At 69.8% G+C, this 24967-nt stretch carries 22 protein-coding genes and 1 pseudogene; 21 read left to right on the top strand and 2 right to left on the bottom strand.

Going from position 1 to position 24967, the window contains the following annotated elements; genetic code table 11:
- Positions 1-30 precede the first annotated feature (30 nt).
- The 16 genes from OG976_RS02715 (at position 31) to OG976_RS02640 (ending at position 17815) form a co-directional block, all read left to right on the top strand.
- On the top strand, positions 31-1575 hold the full coding sequence (locus OG976_RS02715; protein ID WP_328357541.1) for a UDP-N-acetylmuramoyl-L-alanyl-D-glutamate--2,6-diaminopimelate ligase: 1545 nt from the start codon (positions 31-33) through the stop codon (positions 1573-1575).
- Complete coding sequence (locus OG976_RS02710; RefSeq protein WP_328357538.1) at positions 1572-3065, top strand: UDP-N-acetylmuramoyl-tripeptide--D-alanyl-D-alanine ligase; 1494 nt, start codon at positions 1572-1574, stop codon at positions 3063-3065. Before OG976_RS02715 ends, OG976_RS02710 begins: the two co-directional genes overlap by 4 nt.
- On the top strand, positions 3062-4141 hold the full coding sequence (mraY, locus tag OG976_RS02705) for a phospho-N-acetylmuramoyl-pentapeptide-transferase (RefSeq protein ID WP_328357535.1): 1080 nt from the start codon (positions 3062-3064) through the stop codon (positions 4139-4141). The genes OG976_RS02710 and mraY overlap by 4 nt, the downstream gene beginning before the upstream one ends.
- A 1-nt stretch (position 4142) precedes the next feature.
- The gene (gene murD, locus OG976_RS02700; protein ID WP_328357532.1) at positions 4143-5603 is read left to right on the top strand and encodes a UDP-N-acetylmuramoyl-L-alanine--D-glutamate ligase; all 1461 of its coding nucleotides are present in this window, start codon (positions 4143-4145) and stop codon (positions 5601-5603) included.
- A 5-nt stretch (positions 5604-5608) separates the two neighbouring features.
- A complete protein-coding gene (gene ftsW, locus OG976_RS02695) occupies positions 5609-7264 on the top strand; it encodes a putative lipid II flippase FtsW (RefSeq protein WP_328357529.1) in 1656 nt (551 codons plus the stop codon).
- Complete coding sequence (murG, locus tag OG976_RS02690) at positions 7240-8400, top strand: undecaprenyldiphospho-muramoylpentapeptide beta-N-acetylglucosaminyltransferase (RefSeq protein ID WP_442930490.1); 1161 nt, start codon at positions 7240-7242, stop codon at positions 8398-8400. The genes ftsW and murG overlap by 25 nt, the downstream gene beginning before the upstream one ends.
- On the top strand, positions 8397-9860 hold the full coding sequence (murC, locus tag OG976_RS02685) for a UDP-N-acetylmuramate--L-alanine ligase (protein WP_328357523.1): 1464 nt from the start codon (positions 8397-8399) through the stop codon (positions 9858-9860). The genes murG and murC overlap by 4 nt, the downstream gene beginning before the upstream one ends.
- Complete coding sequence (locus tag OG976_RS02680) at positions 9857-10849, top strand: cell division protein FtsQ/DivIB (RefSeq protein ID WP_442930408.1); 993 nt, start codon at positions 9857-9859, stop codon at positions 10847-10849. Before murC ends, OG976_RS02680 begins: the two co-directional genes overlap by 4 nt.
- 195 nt (positions 10850-11044) lie before the next feature.
- The gene (gene ftsZ, locus OG976_RS02675) at positions 11045-12190 is read left to right on the top strand and encodes a cell division protein FtsZ (protein WP_328357520.1); all 1146 of its coding nucleotides are present in this window, start codon (positions 11045-11047) and stop codon (positions 12188-12190) included.
- A gap of 34 nt (positions 12191-12224) precedes the next feature.
- A complete protein-coding gene (pgeF, locus tag OG976_RS02670) occupies positions 12225-12932 on the top strand; it encodes a peptidoglycan editing factor PgeF (protein WP_328357517.1) in 708 nt (235 codons plus the stop codon).
- The gene (locus OG976_RS02665; RefSeq protein WP_328357515.1) at positions 12929-13666 is read left to right on the top strand and encodes a YggS family pyridoxal phosphate-dependent enzyme; all 738 of its coding nucleotides are present in this window, start codon (positions 12929-12931) and stop codon (positions 13664-13666) included. The genes pgeF and OG976_RS02665 overlap by 4 nt, the downstream gene beginning before the upstream one ends.
- A 63-nt stretch (positions 13667-13729) precedes the next feature.
- Positions 13730-14398 (top strand): cell division protein SepF, encoded by a 669-nt coding sequence (locus OG976_RS02660; RefSeq protein ID WP_328357513.1) that lies wholly within the window; start codon positions 13730-13732, stop codon positions 14396-14398.
- A 130-nt stretch (positions 14399-14528) separates the two neighbouring features.
- Positions 14529-14828, top strand: a complete 300-nt coding sequence (locus OG976_RS02655) for a YggT family protein (RefSeq protein ID WP_328357510.1) — start codon at positions 14529-14531, stop codon at positions 14826-14828.
- A 221-nt stretch (positions 14829-15049) separates the two neighbouring features.
- On the top strand, positions 15050-15868 hold the full coding sequence (wag31, locus tag OG976_RS02650; protein WP_328357507.1) for a DivIVA-like cell division protein Wag31: 819 nt from the start codon (positions 15050-15052) through the stop codon (positions 15866-15868).
- A 72-nt stretch (positions 15869-15940) separates the two neighbouring features.
- The gene (locus OG976_RS02645; RefSeq protein WP_328357504.1) at positions 15941-16402 is read left to right on the top strand and encodes a phage holin family protein; all 462 of its coding nucleotides are present in this window, start codon (positions 15941-15943) and stop codon (positions 16400-16402) included.
- A 42-nt stretch (positions 16403-16444) separates the two neighbouring features.
- The gene (locus OG976_RS02640; protein WP_328357501.1) at positions 16445-17815 is read left to right on the top strand and encodes a TIGR01777 family oxidoreductase; all 1371 of its coding nucleotides are present in this window, start codon (positions 16445-16447) and stop codon (positions 17813-17815) included.
- Here the strand turns inward: OG976_RS02640 and OG976_RS02635 are convergent, their stop codons facing one another.
- The gene (locus OG976_RS02635) at positions 17816-19687 is read right to left on the bottom strand and encodes a pyruvate kinase (protein ID WP_328357498.1); all 1872 of its coding nucleotides are present in this window, start codon (positions 19685-19687) and stop codon (positions 17816-17818) included.
- A gap of 124 nt (positions 19688-19811) precedes the next feature.
- Between OG976_RS02635 and OG976_RS02630 the strand changes: the two genes are divergently transcribed.
- The 5 genes and pseudogenes from OG976_RS02630 to OG976_RS02610 all read left to right on the top strand — a co-directional run.
- On the top strand, positions 19812-20930 hold the full coding sequence (locus OG976_RS02630; RefSeq protein WP_328357495.1) for a 4Fe-4S dicluster domain-containing protein: 1119 nt from the start codon (positions 19812-19814) through the stop codon (positions 20928-20930).
- A complete protein-coding gene (locus tag OG976_RS02625; RefSeq protein ID WP_328357493.1) occupies positions 20923-21783 on the top strand; it encodes an FAD/NAD(P)-binding protein in 861 nt (286 codons plus the stop codon). The genes OG976_RS02630 and OG976_RS02625 overlap by 8 nt, the downstream gene beginning before the upstream one ends.
- Position 21784: 1 nt before the next feature.
- Positions 21785-22552 carry an oxidoreductase gene (locus tag OG976_RS02620; protein ID WP_328357490.1) on the top strand — a complete coding sequence of 256 codons (768 nt, stop codon included), beginning with the start codon at positions 21785-21787 and terminating at the stop codon, positions 22550-22552.
- Positions 22545-23831: a Ni/Fe hydrogenase subunit alpha gene (locus OG976_RS02615; RefSeq protein ID WP_328357487.1), complete on the top strand. Its 1287-nt coding sequence runs from the start codon at positions 22545-22547 to the stop codon at positions 23829-23831. The genes OG976_RS02620 and OG976_RS02615 overlap by 8 nt, the downstream gene beginning before the upstream one ends.
- Positions 23750-24241 (top strand): annotated as a pseudogene (locus OG976_RS02610) (hydrogenase maturation protease); the annotation flags it as partial. The gene OG976_RS02615 and the pseudogene OG976_RS02610, both read left to right, overlap by 82 nt.
- Before the next feature lie 12 nt (positions 24242-24253).
- Here OG976_RS02610 and OG976_RS02605 read toward each other — a convergent pair.
- On the bottom strand, positions 24254-24964 hold the full coding sequence (locus OG976_RS02605; RefSeq protein ID WP_328357484.1) for a type 1 glutamine amidotransferase: 711 nt from the start codon (positions 24962-24964) through the stop codon (positions 24254-24256).
- Positions 24965-24967 lie beyond the last annotated feature (3 nt).

Raw genomic sequence — 24967 nt, 5'->3', positions numbered from 1 at the left:
ACCGCCTCGGCTCGGTAGGGTGTCAATCCGATGACCAACCCCCTGCGGCCCCGTACGACACCGGCCTTGGCACTGCCGACGCTGGCCACCCGGATCGGTGCCGTACCGGCCAACGGCGGCGCTGTCCCCGAGGTCCGGATCACCGGGGTCACGCTGCGTGGGCAGGAGTCCGTGCCCGGCGACCTGTTCGCGGCGCTGCCCGGATCGTCGTCGCACGGCGCCGCCTTCGCCGGCGACGCCGTGCAGCGCGGCGCGGTGGCGATCCTCACCGACGCGGACGGTCTGGCCGTGATCCATGGCGGGCTCGGCGAGCCCACCCCGGTGCCGGTTCTGGTGCATCCGAACCCGCGGGCGGTGCTCGGTGAGCTGGCCTCCGCGGTGTACGGCCACCCCTCGGACCGGGTCGTCGTCCTCGGCGTCACCGGCACCTCCGGCAAGACCACGACGACACACCTGATCGAGGCCGGCCTGGTCTCGGCGCAACGGGTGCCCGGGATGGTCGGCACGGTCGGGGTCCGCATCGCCGGGCGCGACGTGCCCAGCGCGCTGACCACGCCGGAAGCGCCCGCTCTCCAAGCGCTGCTGGCGGTCATGGCCGAGCAGGGCGTGGACACCGCGGTGATGGAAGTGTCCAGCCACGCACTGGAACTCGGCCGGGTGGACGGCATCCGGTTCGCCGTCGGCGGGTTCACCAACCTCTCGCGCGACCACCTCGACTTCCACCCGACGATGGAGGCCTACTTCGAGGCCAAGGCCAAACTGTTCGACCCGGGCTCTGCCGTACATGCGGAGCGGGCGGTGGTCTGCGTGGACGACGAGGCGGGCCGGGCGATGGCGCGGCGCGCCGGCCAGGTGGTGACCGTCAGCGCCGACGGCCACCCCGCCGACTGGCGCGCACAGGACATCACCGTGCTCGACAACGGCGTTCAGGAGTTCACCGCGCAGGACCCCGCCGGGGTGCACCACCGGCTGCGCCTCCGGCTGCCCGGCCGCTTCAACGTCGCCAATGCCCTTCTCGCACTGGCGATGCTCGATGCCGTCGGGGTGTCACCCGAGCAGGCGTCGCCCGGTCTGCGCGAGGCATCGGTGCCGGGCCGGCTGGAGGCGATCGAGCGCGGGCAAGAGTTCCTCGCCGTCGTCGACTACGCCCACAAACCCGGTGCGCTGCAGGCGGTGCTGGACACGTTGCGCAGGCCCGATTCGCGGCTGGCCGTGGTGTTCGGTGCCGGGGGAGACCGCGACCCGGGTAAGCGTGAACCCATGGGGCGCATCGCCGCCGAACTGGCGGACCTGGTGGTCGTCACCGACGACAACCCCCGCGACGAGGACCCGGCGTCGATCCGCGCCGCCATCCTGGCCGGCGTCGCACAGAACGGCTCACCGGCTGAGGTCGTCGAGATCGGCGACCGGCGCGCGGCCATCCGGCACGCCGTCGGGTGGGCACGCCGCGGCGACGTGGTGGTGATCGCGGGCAAGGGGCATGAGAAAGGCCAGACCGGCGGGGGTCAGACCCGTCCGTTCGACGACCGCGAGGAACTGGCCCTGGCACTCGAAGCGTTGGGAGCCGCACCGTGATCCCGTTGACCATCGCCAGGATCGCCGAGATCGTCGGCGGTGAACTTGCCGACATCAGCCCGGCCGATGCCGCCCGGATCCAGGTGACCGGCACCGTCGAGTTCGACTCCCGGGCGCTGGGCCCCGGTGGCCTGTTCCTGGCGCTGCCGGGTGCCCGCTCCGACGGGCACGACTTCGCCGCGGCCGCGGTCGAGGCGGGGGCGGTCGCGGTGCTGGCCGCCCGGCCGGTCGGCGTCCCGGCCATCGTGGTGCCGCCGGCGGTCGCCGCCGACGCGGGTGCCGGTGTGCTCGAACACGACTCCGACGGCTCGGGGGCGGCGGTGCTGGCCGCATTGGCCACACTCGCCGCCGCGGTCGCCACCGAACTGGCCGAGGGCGGCCTGAGGATCATCGGGATCACCGGCTCGTCGGGCAAGACCTCGACGAAGGACCTCATCGCCGCGGTGCTGCGCCCGCTCGGCGAGGTGGTGGCCCCGCCCGGCTCGTTCAACAACGAACTCGGTCACCCGTGGACGGTGCTGCGGGCCACCGCCGACACCGACTTCCTGGTTCTCGAGATGTCGGCGCGCCATCCGGGCAACATCGCCGCCCTTGCCGCCATCGCGCGTCCTTCGATCGCGGCCGTCCTGAACGTCGGTACCGCCCACCTGGGTGAATTCGGCTCGCGAGAGATCATCGCTGAGACGAAATCGGAACTGGTACAAGCACTTCCGTCCACTGGCGTGGCGGTGCTCAACGCTGACGACCCGTACGTGGCGGCGATGGACGCCAAGACCGTCGCACGCGTGGTGCGGGTCGGCCGCGGCGACGGCGCCGAGCGAGGCCATCGGCGATTGGACGTCCGCGCCGAGAACGTCGAACTCGACGAGCTGGCCCGGCCCCGCTTCACCCTGGCGACCGCCGACGGATCCGTCGACGTCGCGCTGGCGGTGCACGGCGAGCACCAGGTGAGCAACTCGCTGTCGGCGGCGGCGATCGCCCTGGAGTGCGGAGCGAGCCTGGCCCAGGTGGCTGCGGCGCTGGCCGGCGCGGGCCCGGCGTCGCGGCACCGAATGGAGGTGCACACCCGCGCTGACGGGGTGACCGTGGTCAACGACGCCTACAACGCCAACCCCGACTCGATGCGCGCCGGACTGCAGGCGCTGGCGGTGATGGCGCGCCCGCAGGGCAGGCGCAGCTGGGCGGTTCTGGGCGAGATGGGGGAACTCGGAGAAGACTCGATAACTGAACACGACCGCATCGGCCGGCTGGCGGTGCGCTTAGATATCAGTCGACTTGTCGTCGTCGGAACCGGGAGGCCTATGAGCGCCATGCACCACGGGGCGGTCATGGAGGGTTCCTGGGGTTCGGAGTCCATCATGGTCCCCGATGCCGACGCCGCCCTGGAGTTGCTGCGTGCCGAGCTGGAGCCCGGCGACGTCGTCCTGGTCAAGGCGTCCAACGCTGCGGGCCTGAGCACGCTGGCCGAAGCGTTGGTGACGACTCCATGAGACTGATCCTCATCGCCGTCGGCATCTCGCTGGCGGTGTCGATCCTGCTGACCCCGGTGCTCGTGCGGTTGTTCACCAAGCAGGGGTTCGGCCACGAGATTCGCGAGGACGGCCCGCCGAGCCACAAGACCAAGCGTGGCACGCCGTCGATGGGCGGGGTGGCGATCATCGCCGGGATCTGGGCCGGCTACTTCGGCACCCACCTCGTCGGGCTGGCGATGGACGGCAGCGGCCCGTCGGCCTCCGGCCTGCTGGTGCTGGCGCTGGCCACCGCGCTGGGCGCCGTCGGTTTCGTCGATGACCTGATCAAGATCCGCCGCTCCCGCAACCTCGGCCTGAACAAGACGGCCAAGACCGTCGGCCAGATCACCGCCGCCGTGCTGTTCGGCATCCTGGTGCTGCAGTTCCGCAACGCCGACGGTCTGACGCCGGGCAGCCCGGAGCTGTCGTATGTGCGCGAGATCGCCACCGTCACGTTGACCCCGCTGCTGTTCGTGTTGTTCGTCGTGGTCGTGGTCAGTGCCTGGTCGAATGCGGTGAACTTCACCGACGGCCTCGACGGGCTGGCCGGCGGCAGCATGGCGATGGTCAGCGCGGCCTACGTGCTCATCACGTTCTGGCAGTACCGCAACGCCTGCGCCACTGCGCCGGGCCTGGGCTGCTACAACGTGCGCGACCCGCTGGACCTGGCGCTCATCGCCGCCGCCACCGCGGGCGCGTGTATCGGGTTCCTCTGGTGGAACGCCGCCCCGGCCAAGATCTTCATGGGGGATACCGGCTCGCTGGCCCTGGGCGGGATCATCGCCGGGCTGTCGGTGACCAGCCGCACCGAGGTGCTGGCGGTGGTGCTCGGCGCGCTGTTCGTCGCCGAGGTGACCTCGGTCGTCGTGCAGATCCTGGCGTTCCGCACCACCGGGCGACGGGTGTTCCGGATGGCACCGTTCCACCACCACTTCGAGTTGGTGGGCTGGGCAGAGACCACGGTGATCATCCGGTTCTGGCTGCTGACCGCGATCGCGTGCGGTCTCGGCGTGGCCCTGTTCTACGGCGAGTGGCTCTCGGCCATCGGAGCCTGAGGTGACCGGCCTGGAACCGCTGGCCCCCGGTGCCCGGGTACTGGTCACCGGAGCCGGGATCACCGGACGCGCGGTGGTGGCCGCGCTGGCGTCCTGGGATGTCCACATCGTGGTCTGTGACGACAACGCCGACGCGCTGAACATCTTGGCCGCCAACGGGATCAACACCATCGAGCCGCCGGCGGCGATAGCCGCAATCGACACCGTCGACCTGGTGGTCACCAGCCCCGGGTTCCCGCCGACTGCCCCGGTGCTGGCCGCCGCGGCCGGCGCGGGTGTCCCGATCTGGGGCGACGTCGAGCTCGCGTGGCGCCTGGACGCCGCGGGCCACTACGGACCGCCCCGGCGCTGGCTGGTGGTCACCGGCACCAACGGCAAGACCACCACCACCTCGATGCTGCACGCGATGCTGATCGCCGACGGCCGGCGCGCGGTGCTGTGCGGCAACATCGGTGATCCGGTGCTCGACGTCCTGTCGCAGCCCGCCGATCTGCTGGCGGTCGAGTTGTCCAGCTTCCAGCTGTTCTGGGCGCCGACACTGCGCCCGGAGGCCGGTGCGGTGCTCAACATCGCCGAGGACCATCTCGACTGGCACGGCGGTTTCGCCGCCTACGCCGCCGCCAAGGCCAGGGCGCTGCAGGGCCGGGTGGCCGTCGTCGGGCTCGACGACGCGCCGGCCACCGCGCTGCTGCCCGCCGCCGCTGCCGCCGTCAAGGCCGGATTCCGGCTCGGCGAGCCGGCCGCGGGGGAGCTCGGGGTGCGCGACGGGCTGCTCGTCGACCGCGCGTTCGCCGAGGATCTGGTGCTGGCACCCGCCGCGTCGATCCCGGTGGCCGGACCAGTCGGGGTGCTCGACGCGCTGGGCGCCGCGGCGCTGGCTCGCGCGGTCGACGTGCCGGCCTCGGCGATCGCCGAGGCGCTGGCCGGCTTCCGGGTGGGCCGCCACCGCGCCGAGGCGGTCGGTGTCGTCGACGGCGTGAGCTACGTCGACGACTCCAAAGCCACCAACCCGCACGCGGCCCAGGCCTCGGTGCTGGCCTATCCGCGGGTGGTCTGGGTGGCCGGCGGCCTGCTCAAGGGCGCCTCGGTCGACGACATGGTCACCCGGGTGGCAGACCGGCTGGTCGGCGCCGTGTTGATCGGTCGCGACCGCGCGGTGGTTGCCGACGCGTTATCGCGACACGCACCCGATGTCCCCGTCATCGAGGTTGTGACGCGGGAGGATGCTGTGGTGCAAGGGACTAATGAGTCAGATGTTGCTCTTGGGACTCGATTGGTCGACGCTGCCGGATCAGGTCTCGGCGCACGGGTGATGACCGAAGTCGTCGCCGCTGCCGCCAGCCTGGCCCGACCAGGTGACACGGTGCTGCTGGCCCCCGCCGGTGCATCGTTCGATCAGTTCGCCGGCTACGGCGATCGCGGGGACGCGTTCGCCGCCGCCGTCCGTGCCGCGGCCCGGTAGCGGCCATGGCTGACAACATCCTGACCCGGTTGCGGCGTCGGGGTGCCAAGGGCACCGCCGACGGCACCGACGTGCCCGCGCCCGCCGAGGGCGACACCACGGCGCCGGAAGCCGGCGAGGCCACCACCGGCGCCGTCGCGGTCGCTACCGCCGACGCTCCGGCGAAGTTCCGCTTCGTGCCGTCCAAGACGTTCGGCGCCTGGCTGGGCCGGCCCATGACGTCATTTCACCTGATCGTCTCGGTCACCGCGCTGCTGGTCATCCTCGGGCTGACGATGGTGCTCTCGGCATCCGGTGTGCACTCCTACGACGAGGACGGCTCACCCTGGTCGATCTTCTTCCGTCAGGTCATCTGGACGGTACTGGGGCTGTTCGCCTGCTGGATCGCGCTGCGGCTGCCGGTGAACTTCCTGCGCCGAACGTCGTTCTTCGCCTTCGCGAGCACCATCGTCATGCTGGTGCTCGTGCTGATCCCGGGGATCGGCCACGAATCCAACGGCACCCGGGGCTGGTTCATCATCGCCGGTATCTCGATGCAGCCCTCCGAACTCGCCAAGATCGCGTTCGCGATCTGGGGTGCACACCTGCTGGCCACCCGGCGGATGGAGCGGGCGTCGCTGCGCGAGATGCTGGTGCCGCTGATCCCCGCCGCGGTGATCGCGCTCGCGCTGATCGTCGCCCAGCCCGACCTCGGCCAGACCGTGTCACTGGGCATCATCCTGCTCGCCCTGCTGTGGTTCGCCGGTCTGCCGCTGAAGGTGTTCCTCACCTCGGTGCTGGCAGCGGTGGGGGCTGCGGCGGTGCTCGCGGTGTCCGCGGGCTACCGATCCGATCGGGTGAGATCTTGGCTGGACCCCGCCGCCGACGCCCAGGGCTCGGGATATCAGGCCCGCCAGGCCAAGTTCGCGCTCGCCAACGGCGGGGTGTTCGGCGACGGCCTCGGGCAGGGCACGGCGAAGTGGAACTACCTGCCCAACGCCCACAATGACTTCATCTTCGCGATCATCGGCGAGGAACTGGGCTTCGTCGGCGCCTTCGGCCTACTGGCCCTGTTCGGTCTGTTCGCCTACACCGGGATGCGGATCGCCCGGCGGTCGGCCGATCCGTTCCTGCGGCTGCTGACCGCCGCCGCCACCATGTGGGTGATCGGCCAGGTATTCATCAACGTCGGCTATGTGATCGGCCTGCTTCCCGTCACCGGCATTCAGCTGCCGCTGATTTCTGCTGGCGGAACATCAACGGCGACAACGCTGTTCATGATCGGACTGATGGCCAACGCGGCACGCCACGAACCCGAGGCGGTGGCCGCGCTACGGGCGGGCCGCGATGACCGGATGAACCGGCTGCTGCGGTTGCCGATGCCCGAGCCGTATGTGCCGACCCGGGTGGAGGCGCTGCGCGACCGGCTGCGCACCAAGCCGGCCGGCGCCAGACCCGCTAGATCCGCCAAACCAGCCACACCGGCCAAGGCCGGAAAACCGGCGAAGAAGCCCACCCGTGGCCGCGCCGAGCCGCCCGCCAAAACGAGGACGCCTGAACGGCGCACCCGGGGCTCAGGGCATCATGGTGATGCTTCGCAACGCGGGGCGCAGCGAAACGGCAACGACGGAGCCGGCCGGCCACGGCGGTCCCGCACATTGGAAGGTCAGCGTTACGGGTGAGTAGTGAGCGCGGCGCATCGGTCTCGGTCGTCCTGGCCGGCGGCGGCACCGCAGGTCACGTCGAACCGGCCATGGCAGTCGCCGACGCGCTCAAGGCGCTGGACCCGAACGTTCGCATCACCGCCCTGGGCACCGCCCGCGGCTTGGAGACCCGGCTGGTACCCGAGCGCGGCTACCACCTCGAACTCATCACCCCTGTCCCGCTGCCACGCAAGGTCAACGGCGATCTGCTGCGGCTGCCGCTGCGGGTGCGCCGCGCCGTCAAGGAAACCCGCGCGGTCCTCGACGATGTCGCCGCTGACGTGGTGATCGGGTTCGGCGGATATGTGGCGGTGCCGGCCTACCTCGCCGCGCGCGGCGGGCCGTTGCGCAGGCGGCGGGTCCCCGTCGTGGTGCACGAGGCCAACGCCAGAGCCGGCGTGGCCAACCGGGTCGGCGCGCGCACCGCACGCCGGGTGCTGGCCGCGGTGCCGGACTCCGGCCTGGCGGGCGCCGAGGTGGTGGGCATGCCGGTGCGCGCCTCGATCACCGACCTGGACCGCGCGGCATTGCGGACCGCGGCACGCGCCCACTTCGGGTTCGCCGAGGATGCCGTGGTGTTGCTGGTGTTCGGCGGCTCGCAGGGCGCGGCATCGATCAACCGCGCGGTCAGCGGCGCCGCGGCGGACTTGGCCGCGGCGGGCATCTCCGTGCTGCACGCCCACGGCCCGAAGAACACCCTAGAACTGCGAACCCCGGAGCCCGGCGACCCGCCCTACGTCGCGGTGCCCTACCTCAACGAGATGAACCTGGCCTATGCCGCCGCCGACCTGGCGATCTGCCGCTCTGGGGCGATGACCGTCGCCGAGGTCTCGGCCGTCGGGCTGCCCGCGGTCTACGTTCCGCTGCCGATCGGCAACGGTGAGCAGCGGCTCAACGCGTTGCCGGTGGTCAATGCCGGTGGCGGGCTTCTGGTCGCCGACAGCGACCTCACCGAAGACTTCATCGCAGGCGAGGTCGTGGGTCTGCTCACCGACACCGCCCGGTTGCACGTCATGACTGCCGCCGCCGCGCAGGTCGGCCATCGCGACGCGGCACGCCGGGTCGCCGAGGTGGCACTGGAAGTGGCCAGGGCGCACCGCGGGGGCACCCGATGAGCGCCGCCAAGACGCTGCCGCCGGAGCTTGCGCGGGTACACATGGTCGGCATCGGCGGTGCCGGCATGTCGGGTATCGCGCGGATTCTGCTCGACCGCGGGGGAATGGTGTCGGGTTCGGACGCCAAGGAATCGCGCGGTGTCGTCGCCCTGCGGGCCCGCGGCGCGCAGATCAGCATCGGCCACGATGCGGCGAACCTGGACCTGCTGCCCGGCGGTCCCACCGCGGTGGTCACCACCCACGCCGCGATCCCGAAGACGAACCCGGAGCTGGTCGAGGCCGCCAGGCGCGGTATCCCGGTGATCCTGCGCCCGGTGGTGCTGGCCAAGCTGATGGCCGGTCAGCGAACGTTGATGGTGACCGGCACGCACGGTAAGACCACCACCACCTCGATGCTCATCGTCGCGCTGCAGCATGCCGGGATGGATCCGTCGTTCGCGGTCGGCGGTGACCTCGGCGAGGCGGGGACCAACGCGCACAACGGAAGTGGTGACTGCTTCGTCGCCGAGGCCGACGAGAGCGACGGCTCGTTGCTCGAATACACCCCGAATGTGGCGGTGGTGACCAATGTCGAGGCCGACCATCTGGATTTCTTCGGCACCGCGGAGGCCTACAGCGCAGTGTTCGACGCGTTCGTGCAGCGGCTGGCTCCCGGTGGTGCGCTGGTCATCTGCGCGGACGATCCCGGTGCGGCCGAGTTGGCCGACCGCAGCGCCGCCTGCGGTGTGCGGGTGCTGCGCTACGGCAGCGGGCCCGGTGACGGGCTGGCCGGCGCACTGGTCGACTGGGAGCAGCACGGGACCGGAGCGGTGGCCCACGTTCAGCTGGCGGGGGAGTCCCACCAGCGGGTGATGCGCCTGGCGGTGCCGGGCAGGCACATGGCACTCAACGCGCTCGCCGCGCTGCTCGCGGCGCTCGAGGTGGGTGCCCCGGTCGACGAGGTGCTCGACGGATTAGCCGGATTCGAAGGTGTGCGTAGGCGTTTCGAGCTCGTCGGCGTGGCGGGCGGGGTCAAGGTGTTCGACGACTATGCCCATCACCCGACCGAGGTGCGCGCCGCGCTAACCGCACTACGCGCGATCGCGCGCCAGGACCGCACCGGCCACCCGACCGTCACCGGAGCCCGCAGTATCGTCGTGTTCCAACCCCACTTGTATTCGCGCACAAAGACTTTCGCGCGAGAGTTCGGAGAAGCGCTGGGCATCGCCGACGAGGTGTTCGTGCTCGACGTCTACGCCGCCCGCGAGCAGCCGATGGCCGGTATCAGTGGCGCCACGGTGGCCGAGCACGTCAGCGTGCCGGTGCATTACGTGGCGGATTTCTCCGCGGTCGCCGCACGGGTGGCGGCGTCGGTGGGCAGTGGCGACGTCGTGGTCACCATGGGTGCCGGCGACGTGACGATGCTGGGTCCGGAGATCATTGCCGCGATCCAGGACAAGGCCAGCCGGGAGGCCCGGTGACCGAGCCGGATCCGCCGGAACCCGCCGACCCGCCCGAACCGACGTCTGAGCGGGAAAGTCCGAGTGCGGACGTGCAGAACGTCGATCTCGACGAAGCCGAGGCCGAGGCACCCGAGTCCGAGACGCCGGACGCCGAGGACGGCGAGCAGCCCGACGAGGCCGACGAGGCCGACTTCGAGGGCCCGCGGCGTAAGGCCCGCCGGGAGCGCGAGGAGCGGCGCGCGGCGCAGACCAGGGCGATGGCGATCGAGGAGGCCCGGCGGGAGGCCAAGCGCCGGGTCCGCAGCCAGCACGACGAGGCGCCGAAACAGTTGGGCCGCGGGACGGTTCGCGGGCTGCGGCTGCTGGTGTGGCTGATCCTGTTGAGCGTGCTCGGCGTCGGGCTCGGCCTGATCCTGTACTTCACCCCGCTGATGTCGGCGCGCTCGCTGGTGGTGACCGGGATCGGTGCGGTGACCCGCGAGGAGGTCGTTGACGCCGCGAAGGTCCAGCTCGGAACGCCGCTGTTGCAGATCAACACTGACACGGTGGCCGACCGGGTCGCCGAGATTCGCCGGGTGGCCAGCGCCCGGGTGCAGCGCGAGTATCCGTCGACCCTGCGGATCACGATCGTGGAGCGGGTTCCGATCGTGGTGAAGGACTATCCGGACGGCCCGCACCTGTTCGACAAGGACGGGGTGGACTTCGCGACCGCGCCGCCGCCGCCCGGCCTGGCCTACATCGACGTCGACAACCCCGGACCCAAGGACGCGCCGACGCTGGCGGCCCTGGAGGTCATGACGGCGCTGAGCCCGGAGGTGGTGGGTCAGGTCAGCCGGGTCGCCGCCCCGTCGGTCGCATCGGTGACCCTGACGCTGACCGACGGGCGGACCGTGGTGTGGGGAACCACCGACCGCACCGCGGAGAAGGCCGAGAAGCTGGCGGCGCTGCTGACCCAACCGGGTCGCACCTATGACGTCTCGAGCCCGGATCTGCCGACCGTCAAGTAGGTCTGGCGGCGCGTGATCGACGTCGCGTCAAATTCGCCTGCGACACGTCGGCGCGCCTCCCCAATCCCGCGGGGACCGTCCATATCGTTCTGGTTGCGCGGATCTACTTGACATAACTCTAAGCCTGAGGTTGAGGTTGAGGGTTTGCCGAGAGGCCGAGCCACCCAAGCCCACCAGGGAGGAAGACGGGACACGATGACCCCTCCGCATAACTACCTCGCCGTCATCAAGGTCGTTGGCATCGGCGGCGGCGGCGTCAACGCCGTCAACCGGATGATCGAGCAAGGACTCAAGGGTGTCGAGTTCATCGCCATCAACACCGACGCCCAGGCGCTGTTGATGAGCGACGCCGACGTCAAGCTCGACGTCGGCCGTGACTCCACCCGCGGTCTCGGTGCCGGCGCCGATCCCGAGGTGGGCCGCAAGGCCGCCGAAGACGCCAAGGACGAGATCGAAGAGCTGCTGCGCGGCGCCGACATGGTCTTCGTGACCGCAGGCGAGGGCGGCGGCACCGGCACCGGCGGCGCGCCGGTGGTGGCCACCATCGCCCGCAAGCTCGGTGCGCTGACCGTCGGCGTGGTCACCCGGCCGTTCTCCTTCGAGGGCAAGCGTCGGTCGAACCAGGCCGAGGCCGGCATCCAGGCGCTGCGCGAGAGCTGCGACACCCTGATCGTCATCCCCAACGACCGGCTGCTGCAGATGGGCGATGCCCAGGTCTCCCTGATGGACGCCTTCCGCAGCGCCGACGAGGTGCTGCTCAACGGCGTGCAGGGCATTACTGACCTGATCACCACCCCGGGCCTGATCAACGTCGACTTCGCCGACGTCAAGGGCATCATGAGCGGGGCGGGCACCGCGTTGATGGGTATCGGTTCGGCTCGCGGCGACGGTCGCGCGCTCAAGGCTGCCGAGATCGCCATCAACTCCCCGCTGCTGGAAGCCTCGATGGAAGGCGCCCAGGGCGTGCTGATGTCGATCGCCGGCGGCAGCGACCTGGGGCTCTTCGAGATCAACGAGGCCGCCTCGCTGGTCCAGGACGCCGCCCACGTCGACGCGAACATCATCTTCGGCACCGTGATCGACGACTCGCTGGGCGACGAGGTCCGGGTGACGGTTATCGCCGCCGGCTTCGACGCCGCCGGACCCAGCCGCAAGCCGGTGGTCGGATCGGCCTCCACCATCGCTGCGGGTGCCGCAGGAAAGCTCAGCTCGTCGCTGTTCGATCCGATCGACGCGGTGAGCGTGCCGGTGCACACCAATGGTGCGACGGTCAGCATTGGCGGCGACGACGGCGGCATCGCCGATGACGACGTCGACGTGCCGCCGTTCATGCGGCACTGACGCCGTCCCTGCGCCGCAGCCGATACTGGGTTCTGTGACTGTTCGGATTCGCCGCGTGACCACCACCCGGGCCGGCGGGGTGTCCAAGCCGCCGTTCGACGCCTTCAATCTCGGTGACCATGTCGGTGACGATCCCGCGGCAGTGGCGGCCAACCGCGCACGACTGGCCCGTGCGGTCGGATTGCCCCCAGACCATGTGGTGTGGATGAACCAGGTTCACGGCGACCACGTTGAAATCGTCACCGGACCCCGAACCGACCCGGTGCCGGACACCGATGCGCTGCTGACGGTCACGCCCGGGCTCGCGCTGGCGGTGGTGACCGCCGACTGTGTGCCGGTGCTGCTGGCCGACGCCCGCGCCGGCGTCGTCGCCGGAGCGCACGCCGGACGGGTCGGAGCCGCCGACGGTGTCGTGCTGCGCACCCTCGAGGCCATGCTGGCCGCGGGCGCCCGCACCGACGACATCTCCGTTCTGCTCGGGCCCGCCGTCAGCGGCGCCAACTATGAGGTGCCCGAACAGATGGCCGCCGATGTCGAGGCCCGGCTGCCCGGCAGCCGCACCCGAACAGCGCGTGGGACCGCCGGCCTGGACCTGCGGGCTGGTATCGCCCGGCAGCTGCGCGACGCCGGGGTCAAGTCCATCGACGTCGACCCGCGCTGCACCGTCGCAGACAAGAACTTGTTCAGCCATCGCCGCGGCGCCCCGACGGGCCGGCTCGCCTGCCTGGTGTGGATGGAATGAGCGATCGCGAATCCGAACTCGCCGCGGCGCTGACCGGGCTGCGCGACAGGCTGGCCGCGGCCGCGCACGCGGCGGGCCGGGACGCCGCCGACATCGAGCTGCTGCCGATCACCAAGTTCTTCCCGGCCACCGACGTCGAGATCCTCGTGCGCCTGGGGTGCCGCGCCTTCGGCGAATCCCGCGAGCAGGAGGCCTCGGCCAAGATCGCCGAGGTGCAGAGTGCGACCGGGGCGCGCGACCTGCACTGGCACATGGTCGGCCAGATCCAGCGCAACAAGGCCAAAAACATTGCGCTATGGGCGGATACGGTCCATTCACTGTCCACCGCCAAGGTCGCCGCCGCGCTGGATCGCGGTGTGCAGCAGGCCATCGCCGACGGGGTGCGGTCCACGCCGGTACGGGTCTTCCTGCAGATCAGCCTCGATGGCGACACGGCGCGCGGTGGCGTCGATCTCGGTGATCCGGCCGAAGTCGACGCGATGTGCGACCTGATCGCCGACGCCCAGGGACTGAAGCTGGTCGGGCTGATGGCGATCCCGCCGCTGGGCGCCGATCCCGACGCCGCCTTCTCGGCGCTGGCCGCCGAACACCAGCGTGTGGTGCGCCGCCATCCGCAGGCCACCGAGTTGTCGGCGGGCATGTCGGGCGATCTGGAAGCTGCAGTGCGACACGGATCAACGTGTGTGCGTGTCGGTACAGCGCTTATGGGAAATCGTCCTCTAACGTCTCCCTGAGTAGTCACTCCAGTCACATCTTCATCACAGACACCGAACTTCACGCTCAAGAAGGGTCCAGCGATGAGCACTCTCCACAAGGTCAAGGCCTACTTCGGGATGGCCCCGATGGACGATTACGACGACGAGTACTACGACGACGACGACCGCGGCGCCGCCCGCGGCGGATATCCCCGTCGCGGTGAGCGGTTCGCCGAGGACGGCTACGAGCGCACCGGTCGCTACGACGACCGTGATCCGCGTGCGGGCCGAGAGTACGAGGACCCGCGCGGCGAGTACGACGCACCGGCCACCGGTGGGTTCCGCAGCTACGCCGAAGAGCCGCGCTTCCGCCCGCGGGAGTTCGACGACATGGCCCGGCCCTCTCGCTTCGGATCCCTGCGCGGATCCACTCGCGGCGCACTGGCGATGGACCCTCGCCGGATGGCCGAACTCTTCGAGGCCGGCAGCCCGATGTCGAAGATCACCACCCTGCGCCCCAAGGATTACAGCGAGGCCCGCACCATCGGCGAGCGTTTCCGTGACGGCCAGCCGGTGATCATGGACCTGGTTTCGATGGACAACGCTGATGCCAAGCGCCTGGTGGACTTCGCCGCCGGTCTGGCCTTCGCGCTGCGCGGATCGTTCGACAAGGTCGCCACCAAGGTCTTCCTGCTCTCCCCGGCCGATGTCGACGTCTCCGCCGAGGAGCGCCGCCGCATCGCCGAAGCCGGTTTCTACAGCTACCAGTGAAACGGGGGCCGGCACCTGTTGCCGGCCCGGCGGCTCCCACGCCGAGTAGGTAGGCTGGCTGCGTCACGCTGGAGACATGCCAGCGATGTCGGCAATGTCACATTCGCTGTTAGTTAAGGACCGGCTTTAGTTGGCGCTGTTCTTCGAAATCCTGGGTTTCGCGCTGTTCGTCTTCTGGCTGCTGCTCATCGCCCGGGTCGTGGTGGAGTTCATTCGGTCGTTCGCCAGGGACTGGCAGCCGCGCGGTCTCACGGTTGTCGTCCTCGAGGCGATCATGACGGTCACCGACCCGCCGGTGAAACTGCTCCGGCGACTGATTCCGCAGTTGACGATCGGTGCGGTGCGTTTCGACCTGTCGATCATGGTGCTGCTGCTGGTCGCATTCATCGGAATGCAATTGGCCTTCAACGCGGCGGCCGCTGCAGCCTGACGGGGTTGGGCGCTTTACCTCACCAGCCGGATGAATCCGGTTAGCCACGCCGAGCCGCGGGGTACTAAAACTTTGAAATTCGCTCTTAATTATTAGTCTCGGGCGCAACCGGCGGTTCTGGTGTGACAGGATGGACGCCAGTTACAGTACGGCACGATGAACGCGAGACGCGTTCTACACTTTGACATCGGTTCGACCGTCCAGACTCGAGGGGGCAGGCAATGCCACTTACACCGGCCGACGTGCACAATGTGGCATTCAGCAAGCCACCCATCGGCAAGCGCGGTTATAACGAGGACGAGGTCGACGCGTTTCTCGACCTGGTGGAGAACGAGCTCACTCGGCTGATCGAGGAGAACTCTGATCTGCGTCAGCGGGTCAGTGAGCTCGATCAGGAGCTGGCCTCGGCCCGCGCCGGCGGCGCCGTCCCGCAGCCCCCCCAGGCGATCCCGCTCTACCAGCCCGAACCGGAACCGGAGCCTGCCCCGGCGCCCGTTGTGCAGGCCGCACCCGCTCCGGCGCCGTCACCGTCGGTCACCGAGGCGCAGGCCATCAAGGCCGCCCGCGTGCTGAGCCTGGCTCAGGACACCGCGGACCGGCTGACCGGGACCGCCAAGGCCGAGGCCGACAAGCTGCTCGCCGACGCGCGGGCCAACGCCGACCAGATCCTGTCGGAGGCCCGGCACACCGCCGAGACCACCGTGGCCGATGCCAAGCAGCGCTCCGAGGCGATGCTCACCGACGCGCAGACCCGCTCCGAGACCCAGCTGCGGCAGGCCCAGGAGAAGGCCGACGCACTGCAGGCCGACGCCGAGCGTAAGCACTCGGAGATCATGGGCACCATCAACCAGCAGCGGACCGTCCTGGAGGGCCGGCTCGAGCAGCTGCGCACCTTCGAGCGCGAGTACCGCACCCGGCTCAAGACCTACCTCGAGTCGCAGCTGGAGGAGTTGGGCCAGCGTGGATCTGCAGCTCCGGTCGATTCCGGCGCAGCCACCGATGGTGGCGGGTTCAACCAGTTCAACCGGGGAAACAACTAAGCCTTCCGTCGGGCCGGTCCGTCGGGCCACGTGTCCGAATCCAACCTTGATCTGGCTGCCGGAGGTTGATCGATGCTGATCGTTGCGCTGGTACTGGCGGTGGTCGGCCTCGCGGCCCTGGTCACCGCGGTCGTCACCAGCAATGAAGTCGTCGCGTGGGTGTGCATCGCGGCCAGCGTGCTGGGCGTCATCCTGCTGATCGTCGACGCGATCCGCGAACGTCAGCACGGTGCCTCCGACGTCGCGGCACCCGAGCCGGAGCCTGCCGACGAGCCGGCGATCGCCTATTCCGACGAGGATGTCGTCGAGTCGACGTACTCGACGTTCGACGCCGACTACCCGGCCGACGAGCTGTCCGAAGAGCAGCACCCCGACGAGGTGGTCTCCGAGGATCCTGAGTCCGATACGCCCAGCGACGACGAGCCCGAACTGCCGGAAGCAGCCGAAGAGGCCGCCGTCCACCCCGTCGACGAGGCCGACCCCGCCGACCCCGTCGACGAGCCGGAAAACCCCGAGGACGCCGAACGCCGCTGACCTCGGGGCAATCCGCCGGGCCCGCAGCTTCGAATGTCACACGTGGGTATTGAATACGCGAGCATCGTCGACCATCCGCTCGACGAGGTGTTCGCCTGGCACACCCGGCCCGGTGCGATGCGCAGACTGGTTCCTCCGTGGCAGCCGATGCGTGTGGTCGCCGAAACCAGTTCGCTTGCCGACGGCGTGGCCATCCTGGGATTGCCCGCGGGGCTGCGCTGGATCGCCCGCCACGACCCGACCGGTTACGACCCGCCACATCAGTTCCGCGACGTGCTGTCCTCGGACGGGTTGATGACCCTGCCGCCGAGGGCCATCGGCTGGTGGCGACACACCCATCGGTTCAGCGACGCCGGTGACGGCACCACCAGAGTTCACGACGAGGTCGACACCACCGTGCCCGGTGCGGCCCTGCGCTCCACCTTCGCCTATCGCCACCGGCAACTGGCCGAGGACCTGGCCGCACATCGCGATGCGGCCCAGGCCGGCGCGGGTGGCCTGACGTTCGCGATGACCGGATCCTCCGGTCTGGTCGGCACGGCGCTGGCGGCGTTCCTGTCCACCGGCGGGCACCGGGTGATTCGCCTGGTTCGGCGGGACCCGCAAAACTCGGATGAACGGCGTTGGGACCCAAGTAATCCCGCGAAAGATCTGCTCGACGGCGTCGACGCCGTCGTCCACCTGGCCGGCGAGTCGATCGCCGGGCGATTCACCGACAAGCATCGGGCGGCAATCCGCGATTCCCGCATCGAGCCCACCCGCAGGCTGGCCGCGCTGGCCGCCGAGTCCGGCGGTTCGCTGCGCGCCTTCGTCAGCGCGTCGGCGGTCGGCATCTACGGATACGACCGCGGCGACGCGCTGCTGTGCGAGGACAGCGCCCGCGGCGAGGGATTCCTTGCCGATGTGGTCGCGGACTGGGAAGCGGCCACCGCCCCGGCCGCCGACGCGGGTATCCGCACCGTTGTGGTGCGCACCGGCATCGTGCAGTCCGCCTCCGGCGGCACCCTGCGGCTGCTGCGCCCGCTGTTCGCCGCGGGGTTGGGCGGCCGTTTGGGCAGTGGCCGGCAGTGGCTGTCATGGATCGGCATCGACGACCTGCTCGACGTGTACTACCGCGCGCTCTACGACGACCGGCTGTCCGGACCGGTCAACGCCGTCGGGCCCGACCCGGTGCGCAACAGCGAATACACCGCGGTGCTCGCCAAGACCCTGCACCGGCCGGCGCTGCTGCCCGTCCCGTCGATCGGCCCGCGGGTGTTGCTCGGTGAGCAGGGCGCGCGGGAACTGGCCGAGGCCAACCAGCGGGTGCTGCCGACGAAGCTCCACGCGCTCGGACACCGGTTCCGCCACCACACCGTCGGTGACGCACTGGCCCACCAGCTCGGCCACGACCCCGCCCCGGGCGTGCTGTGACTACAGCCCCGCGCCCGACCAGGAGTGCAGAGTGCGCAGCAGCGAATTCTTCTTGTACTCGTGGCCGGCCATCCGGCCGAGGATGTCGTCGAGGGTGACGACGGCGTCGCTGATATAGGGGCCCTTGTTCAGCATCACGCATTCGGCTCGCTCAGCCATTGCGGCATCACTGATCTCGGCCCGCGACGGCAGCCCCGTCTTGGCCAGTTGCTCGAGGACCTGGGTCGCCCAGATGACCGGCAGGTGCGCCGCCTCGCACAGACACAGCGTCTCCTCCTGGACTTCGGCCATCCGCTCGTAGCCGCACTCCACTGCCAGATCGCCGCGGGCGATCATCACCCCGACCCGGTTGCGCCGCATCGCGGTCAGCATCAGTTGCGGTAGATGTTCGAACGCGAGCCGGGTCTCGATCTTGAGCACCACTCCCAGTTCGGTGTCGCCGAGCCGCGCCAGTTCGTCGAACAGGCGGATGACGTCGGCGGGCTCGCGGACGAACGAGAACTGGACGATGTCGGCGACGGCGACCACCGTGGCCAGGTCGGCCAGGTCCTTGTCGGTCAAGGCCGACACGGTCAGATCGGCGTCGGGGGCGTTGATGCCCTTGCCCGCGTGCAGTTTCGCGGTGCCATACGGCGGATGGTCGATCCGGACGTCGATGCTATCGGGCCCGATCGCCGACACCTCACCGCCGATCTTGCCGTCGTCGAAGAAGATTCGCTCGCCGACTTCGGCGCTGTCGAACAACTCCGGCAACGTGCAGCCGATGCGGGGCGGTTCCTCGTCGGCGGCGACGGGGGCACAGTCCCGGGTCAGGCGGATGACGTCGCCGGCGGTCAGGCCGATGCTCTGCTCGGCCACCGGCAGCGGACCGACCGCGGTTCGCTCCTTGCCGGATTTCTTCCCCCGCTCCTGCCCGCCGCTTCCTTTCCCCGGGTCGCTTCGCTCCTGCCCGCCGGAAAGCACCGTCCCTGACTCCAGATACGTCGTCTTCTCGGTGGTGACGACGAAACCTCCCGGGGCCGCGGCCGCGACCAACAGCCGTCGTTTGGACCCGCGAGTGTCGTGCAGTACCAGTTCCTCGCCTTCGACGCGGCGGCTCAACCACTGCGGGTCGACCGGCAGGACGGCCAGATCGGGCTCGGGTGCGCGAGCCGGGCGCTGCGCCGAGGTCAGCCAGCCTCGCGCGGCCGCGACGACCTGGCCGCGGGCATTGCGGCTGGGGTGCAGCCGGACCACCTGCGGGCCACCCGCCAGTGGGCCGGTCCGCAGCTTGGGCCCGGCGAGGTCCATCGCGATCAGGCACGGCCGGCCGGCGGCGGCGGCCGCGGATCTGACGTTGGCAGCCATTGTCTTCCAAGCGGTTTCGTCATCGTGCGCGCAGTTGATCCGGGCGATCCGCATCCCGGAGTCGATCAGCGTGCGAACCAGTCGCGCGTCGCCGGCCGCTTCGGACGGCAGGGTGACCATGATGCGTGCGGCGCGGTCTTCGGCGGCCGGACCGAGCAGGTCGTCGGCATTGCGGGCAAGCAGGTTCGCGCCGTCGGTGGCGCTGACGGTCGCCGCACCGGGCGGGTGCCAGCCGTGGCCCCGCATCGCCGAGATTGCGGCCGACACCGACCGCAGCGTGGCCTGCACGTGGGCTTCGCTGCGCCCGAGCGACGACAGACCCAGCTCGGCCAGCTGGTGCTGCACGTCCTGCAGATCGTGCTGTCGCATCGCCCAATAGTGAACGAGATTGATTGCACTGCAGTGATTTCCAGGAGTAACCGGAGCTATCCACGGAAGCCATCGGGCTTCTGCATCCGCCAGCCGGTCGAGCAGCGCATCGATATCGCGCTGCAGGCACTCCAGCTGGTCGGTTTCGGCAGGCATGCCCGCGACGCTAGTGAGGTCAGGTTGCGGTCAGGTGAACGATTGGGGCGATGTGACTTTAGACCCTCACCGGTACCCCGAATGACCCACGCGCGAGCGCATGTTCGTGCGCGACGATTGCGGCATGGCACCCAGCGATACCGTCGTCCTCGACGGCGCGGGTCTGCACCGACTCGTCGACGAGCTGAACGGGCGGGGCTACACCGTCGTCGGCCCCACTGTGCGCGACAACGCCATCGTGATCGCCGAGTTGGCCAGCGCCGACGACCTTCCTCGTGGCTGGGGTGTGGACGTCGCGCCGGGAACCTACACGCTGCGCCGCCGCGACGACCTCGCCGCGTTCGGGCACTCGTCGGGCCCGCAATCCTGGAAGCAGTTCCTGCATCCACCGCGCCAGAAGGTGTGGGGGTGCGGACCCGATGGCGTCGACGAGGCCGACGCACCCGAACCCAAGTACGCCTTCCTCGGCGTGCACGGCTGCGATCTGGCCGCCATCGGAGTCCTTGATCGGGTGCTCTCCGGTGGCGCCCACCCCGACGGCTCCTATGTCGGCAGGCGCAGGCAGGCCTTCGTGGTCGCGGTCAACTGCACCGAGCCCGGCAACCTGTGCTTCTGCGCCTCGATGGACACCGGCCCGGGCTGCCGGTCGGGCTACGACCTGGCGCTGACCGAGCGACTCGACGGCGCGGAGCCGACCTACGTGGTCGAGACCGGCAGCGTGGCCGGCGCCGAAGTGCTGGCCGCGGTCCCGCACCGGCCGGCCGAAGTGGCCGAGACCGCGGCCGCTGCCGACGACGTCGCGGCCGCGGCGGCCCTGATGGGACGCCGGATGCCCGAGGTCGACCTGCGCAGGCTGCTCTCCGAGTCACGGGAATCCCCGCACTGGGACGACGTCGCCAGCCGTTGCCTGACTTGCGGCAACTGCACCATGGTGTGCCCGACCTGTTTTTGCACCAGCACCTCCGATGTCACCGACCTCACCGGCGAGCACGCCGAACGGTGGTCGGAGTGGGCGTCGTGCTTCGAGCTGGACTTCACCTTCGTCCACGAGGGACCGGTCAGGACCTCGGGTCCCTCGCGCTACCGGCACTGGCTCACCCACAAACTGTCGAGCTGGCACGACCAGTTCGGCACGTCGGGTTGCGTGGGGTGCGGGCGCTGTATTGCCTGGTGCCCCACCGGAATCGACATCACCGAGGAGATGGCGACCTTCGCCCGGCTCGCCGAGGAGGACCATGAGTGAGGCCATGACGCGCGGGTGGGCGCCGGAGTCCTCGGCGATGGCGCCGATGCCCTACCGGGTGCGCTCGAAGGTCGTCGAGAACGCCGACTCGGTCACGTTGTGCCTCGAACCCGTCGCCACCGAGCTGTCCGCGCCGCGCCCGGGGGAGTTCATGATGCTCTACGCCTTCGGAGTCGGCGAGGTGGCCATCTCCGTCAGCGGTGACCCGTCGTCCTCCGACGGCACCATCACCCACACCATCCGCAACGTCGGTGCGGTGAGCGCGGCGCTGTGTGCGGCAGAGCCGGGCACCACCCTCGGGGTGCGTGGCCCGTTCGGCACCAGCTGGGGGCTCGACGAGGCGACCGGACGCGACCTGGTGATCGTCGCGGGCGGAGTCGGTCTGGCGCCGCTGCGTCCGGTGGTTCTCGGTGCGCTGGCGCAGCGGGAACGCTACGGCAGGGTGGTACTCATCGCCGGTGCGCGTGCCCAGCGCGATTTCCTCTACACCGCCGAAGTGCAACGCTGGCAAGATGATCCACGCCTGGAAGTGCACCTGACCGTGGACGTGCCGATCCAGGGCTGGCCCGGTGAGACCGGGTTCGTCACCGAGCCGCTGCGGCGGCTGTCGCTGACGCCCGCGCGGGTGACGGCATTCTTGTGCGGCCCGGAACAGATGATGCGCTTCGGTGCCCAGGCACTGCTGGACAAGGGTGTGCAGCCCGGCGACATCCGGGTATCGCTGGAACGAAACATGCAGTGCGGCATCGGCTGGTGTGGCCACTGCCAGCTGGGCCCGCTGCTGCTATGTCGCGACGGGCCGGTCGTCGGTTACGACGTGGCGCGTCCGCTGCTGGAAACCAAGGAGCTCTGACATGCCCAGCCTGGCTGTGTGGAAGTTCGCCTCCTGCGACGGATGTCAGCTCACGTTGCTCGACTGTGAAGACGAACTGCTGACGCTGGCCGAGCAGGTGCAGATCGCGACGTTCGCCGAAGCCTCCAGCGCGTTCGTCGGCGGCCCGTATGACGTCTCGCTGGTCGAGGGTTCGGTGACCACCGCCTCCGACGAGCGCCGCATCCGCGAGATCCGGGAACAGTCAGGGGTTCTCGTCGCGATCGGCGCCTGTGCCATCGCGGGCGGCATCCAGGCGCTGCGTAACTTCGCCGACGTCGCCGAGTTCACCTCCGTGGTCTACGCCCGCCCCGACTACATCCAGACCCTGGCCACCTCGACTCCCGCCTCGGCGCACGTCACCGTCGACTACGAACTGCGGGGCTGCCCGATCGACCGGCGCCAACTGCTCGACACCCTGGCCGCGCTGCTGGTCGGCCGCAAACCCAGACTGCCCGCGGCCACCGTGTGCACCGAATGCAAACGGGCCGGGGTGACGTGTGTGACCGTCGCCGACGGCATCGCCTGCCTGGGGCCGGTGACCCACGCCGGCTGCGGCGCACTGTGCCCGCGCCACCACCGCGGCTGCTACGGGTGTTTCGGCCCAGCGGCCACCCCCAACATGCCGGCGATGATCCCGCTTCTGCACCGCGACGGAATGTCCGGACCCGACGTGCACCGGGTGTTCGACACGTTCAACGTCACGCAGTTTCACGATGCTCTGGAAGCCGAGCACCCCAGCCATGACTGACTCCCGGACCATCCGCGTCGGTGCCCTCACCCGAGTCGAGGGCGAGGGCGCCCTGCACGTCGAGATGCGCAACGGTGTGCCCGAGCGCGTCGAGCTCAACATCTACGAGCCGCCACGGTTCTTCGAGGCCTTCCTGCGCGGTCGCGCGCACACCGAGCCGCCCGACCTGACCGCCCGCATCTGTGGCATCTGCCCGGTGGCCTACCAGATGAGCGCATGCAATGCGCTGGAGGACGCCTGCGGCGTCACGCTCGACCCCCAAGTGATTGCGCTGCGCCGGCTGCTGTACTGCGGGGAGTGGATCCACAGCCACGCCCTGCACATCTACATGCTGCACGCGCCCGACTTCCTCGGTGAGCCCGACATCATCGCCGTGGCCAAGAACCACCGGGCCGCGGTCGAACGCGGGCTGGCGCTGAAGAAGGCCGGCAATCGGCTGATGGAACTCATCGGCGGCCGCGCCATCCATCCGGTCAACGTCCGCCTCGGCGGCTTCTACTCGGTGCCCACCAAGGCCGACCTAAAACCGATGGCCGAGCTGTTGCGGGGCACCCTCGACGATGCACTGGCGACCGTGCACTGGGTGGCCGGGTTCGACTTCCCCGATGTCACCGTGGACCACGAGCTGCTGGCGCTGACCGGTCCGCGCTATGCCATCGAGGACGGCACGATCACCCGCAGTGCGGGTGCTCCGTTCCCCATCGCCGAGTTCAGTGACCATGTCCGCGAATCCCAGGTGCCGCATTCCACCGCATTGCACGCCACCCTGGACGGCGCGCGTCATCTGACCGGTCCGCTGGCCCGGTACTCGTTGAACTCCGCACTGCTCTCACCGGTCGCCCGGCAGGCCGCCAGCGCTGCCGGACTGGGGGACGAGTGCCGAAACCCTTTCCGCAGCATCGTGGTCCGCGCAGTCGAAACCGTCTACGCGGTCGAGGAAGCGCTGCGCATCATCGACGACTACGAGCGCCCGGCGCGGCCGTTCATCGACGTGCCGGCCCGGCCCGGCGTCGGACACGGAGTCAGCGAAGCGCCCCGTGGCCTCTTGTATCACCGCTACGAGATCGATGACGACGGGCTGATCAAGGCGGCGGTGATCGTGCCGCCCACCGCCCAGAACCAGGCCGCGATCGAGGACGACCTGGCCAAGGTGGTGCTGGCCGGCGGAGATCTCGACGATGCCGCCCTGACGACGTTGTGCGAGCGCACGATTCGCAACTACGACCCGTGCATCTCGTGCGCGACACATTTCCTGACGCTCACGATCGACCGCCGGTGAGGGTGGTCATCGGGATCGGCAACGAACACCGCCGCGACGACGGTGTCGGTCCCGTGGTGGCGGCCGAGGTGGCCCGGCAATGCCCCGGAGTGCCGGTCGTGCGCTGTGCGGTGGAACCGGCCGCCCTGATCGACGCCTGGGACGGCGCAGATCTGGCGGTGGTGATCGACGCCGCGGCGGGGGAGTACGTGGTGCCCGGGCAGATCCGGTGCTGCGGTATCGACGAACTGGCCTCGCCGGCGGTGTTCAGCTCACACGATCTGAACCTGGCCCAGACCTACGAACTGGCCCGGGTGCTGGGCCGGGCGCCCGGGCGGCTGCTGGTCGTCAGCGTCGGCGTCGTCGACGTGGGATACGGCAAAGGCTTGAGTAGTGCTGTGGCGCAGGCCGTTCCGGATGCGGTCGCGACGGTGCGCGGCGAGCTAGCCCGCCACCTTGTCCAGGAATCCCCGGACCAGGCGGCGCAGCCGCCGGGCGGCGTCGTCGACGTGGTGACCGGTGTGGGCGCGCAGGTCCTCGTGGCGCAGCCCCAGCCGCTGCATGTCGCCGTCGACGCGGCCCAGGTCGTCGCTGATCCACAGTTCCAGTAGACCGTGGTCGAGTTCGGGGTGAAACTGCAGACCCATCGCCCGGCCCTTCACGAAAGCTTGTGACGCGCTGTCGTTTCTGGCGATCTCGTGTGCCCCCGGCGGCGGGGTGAACCGGTCGAAGTGCCACTGGAACCAGCGGCCCTCGGGCACCAGGTCGTGGTCGCTGCTGTGCACGTGGTGCCAGCCGACCTCGGGTGAGTCCGACCGTGTGACCGAACCGCCGAGTGCGGTGGCCACCAGTTGACCGCCGAAGCAGATACCCAGCACGCCCACGTCGGCCTCGACAGCGCGGCGCACCGTGTCGATCTCGTCGGCGACCCACGGCAGCCGTTCGTCGTAGACCGCCCAGCGTGAACCGAGCGGCACGATCACGTCGTAGCGGGTCGGATCGGGGAAGCTGACCTCGACCGCCGGGTTGGCGGTCCGATCCGCGGGCACCACCTCGAAGGTGTCCACGTCGAAGCCGAGCTCGGTGAACGTCTCCCCGAGCAGCGCCTCTGGGGCGATCGGATCGTTGTAGATGAACAGGACCTTGCTGGGCACCCG

It is taken from the genome of Mycobacterium sp. NBC_00419 (genome assembly GCF_036023875.1).
GTDB lineage: Bacteria > Actinomycetota > Actinomycetes > Mycobacteriales > Mycobacteriaceae > Mycobacterium.
Note: the sequence above shows the minus strand (reverse complement) of the source record. Positions and strands in the feature narration are given on the sequence as shown.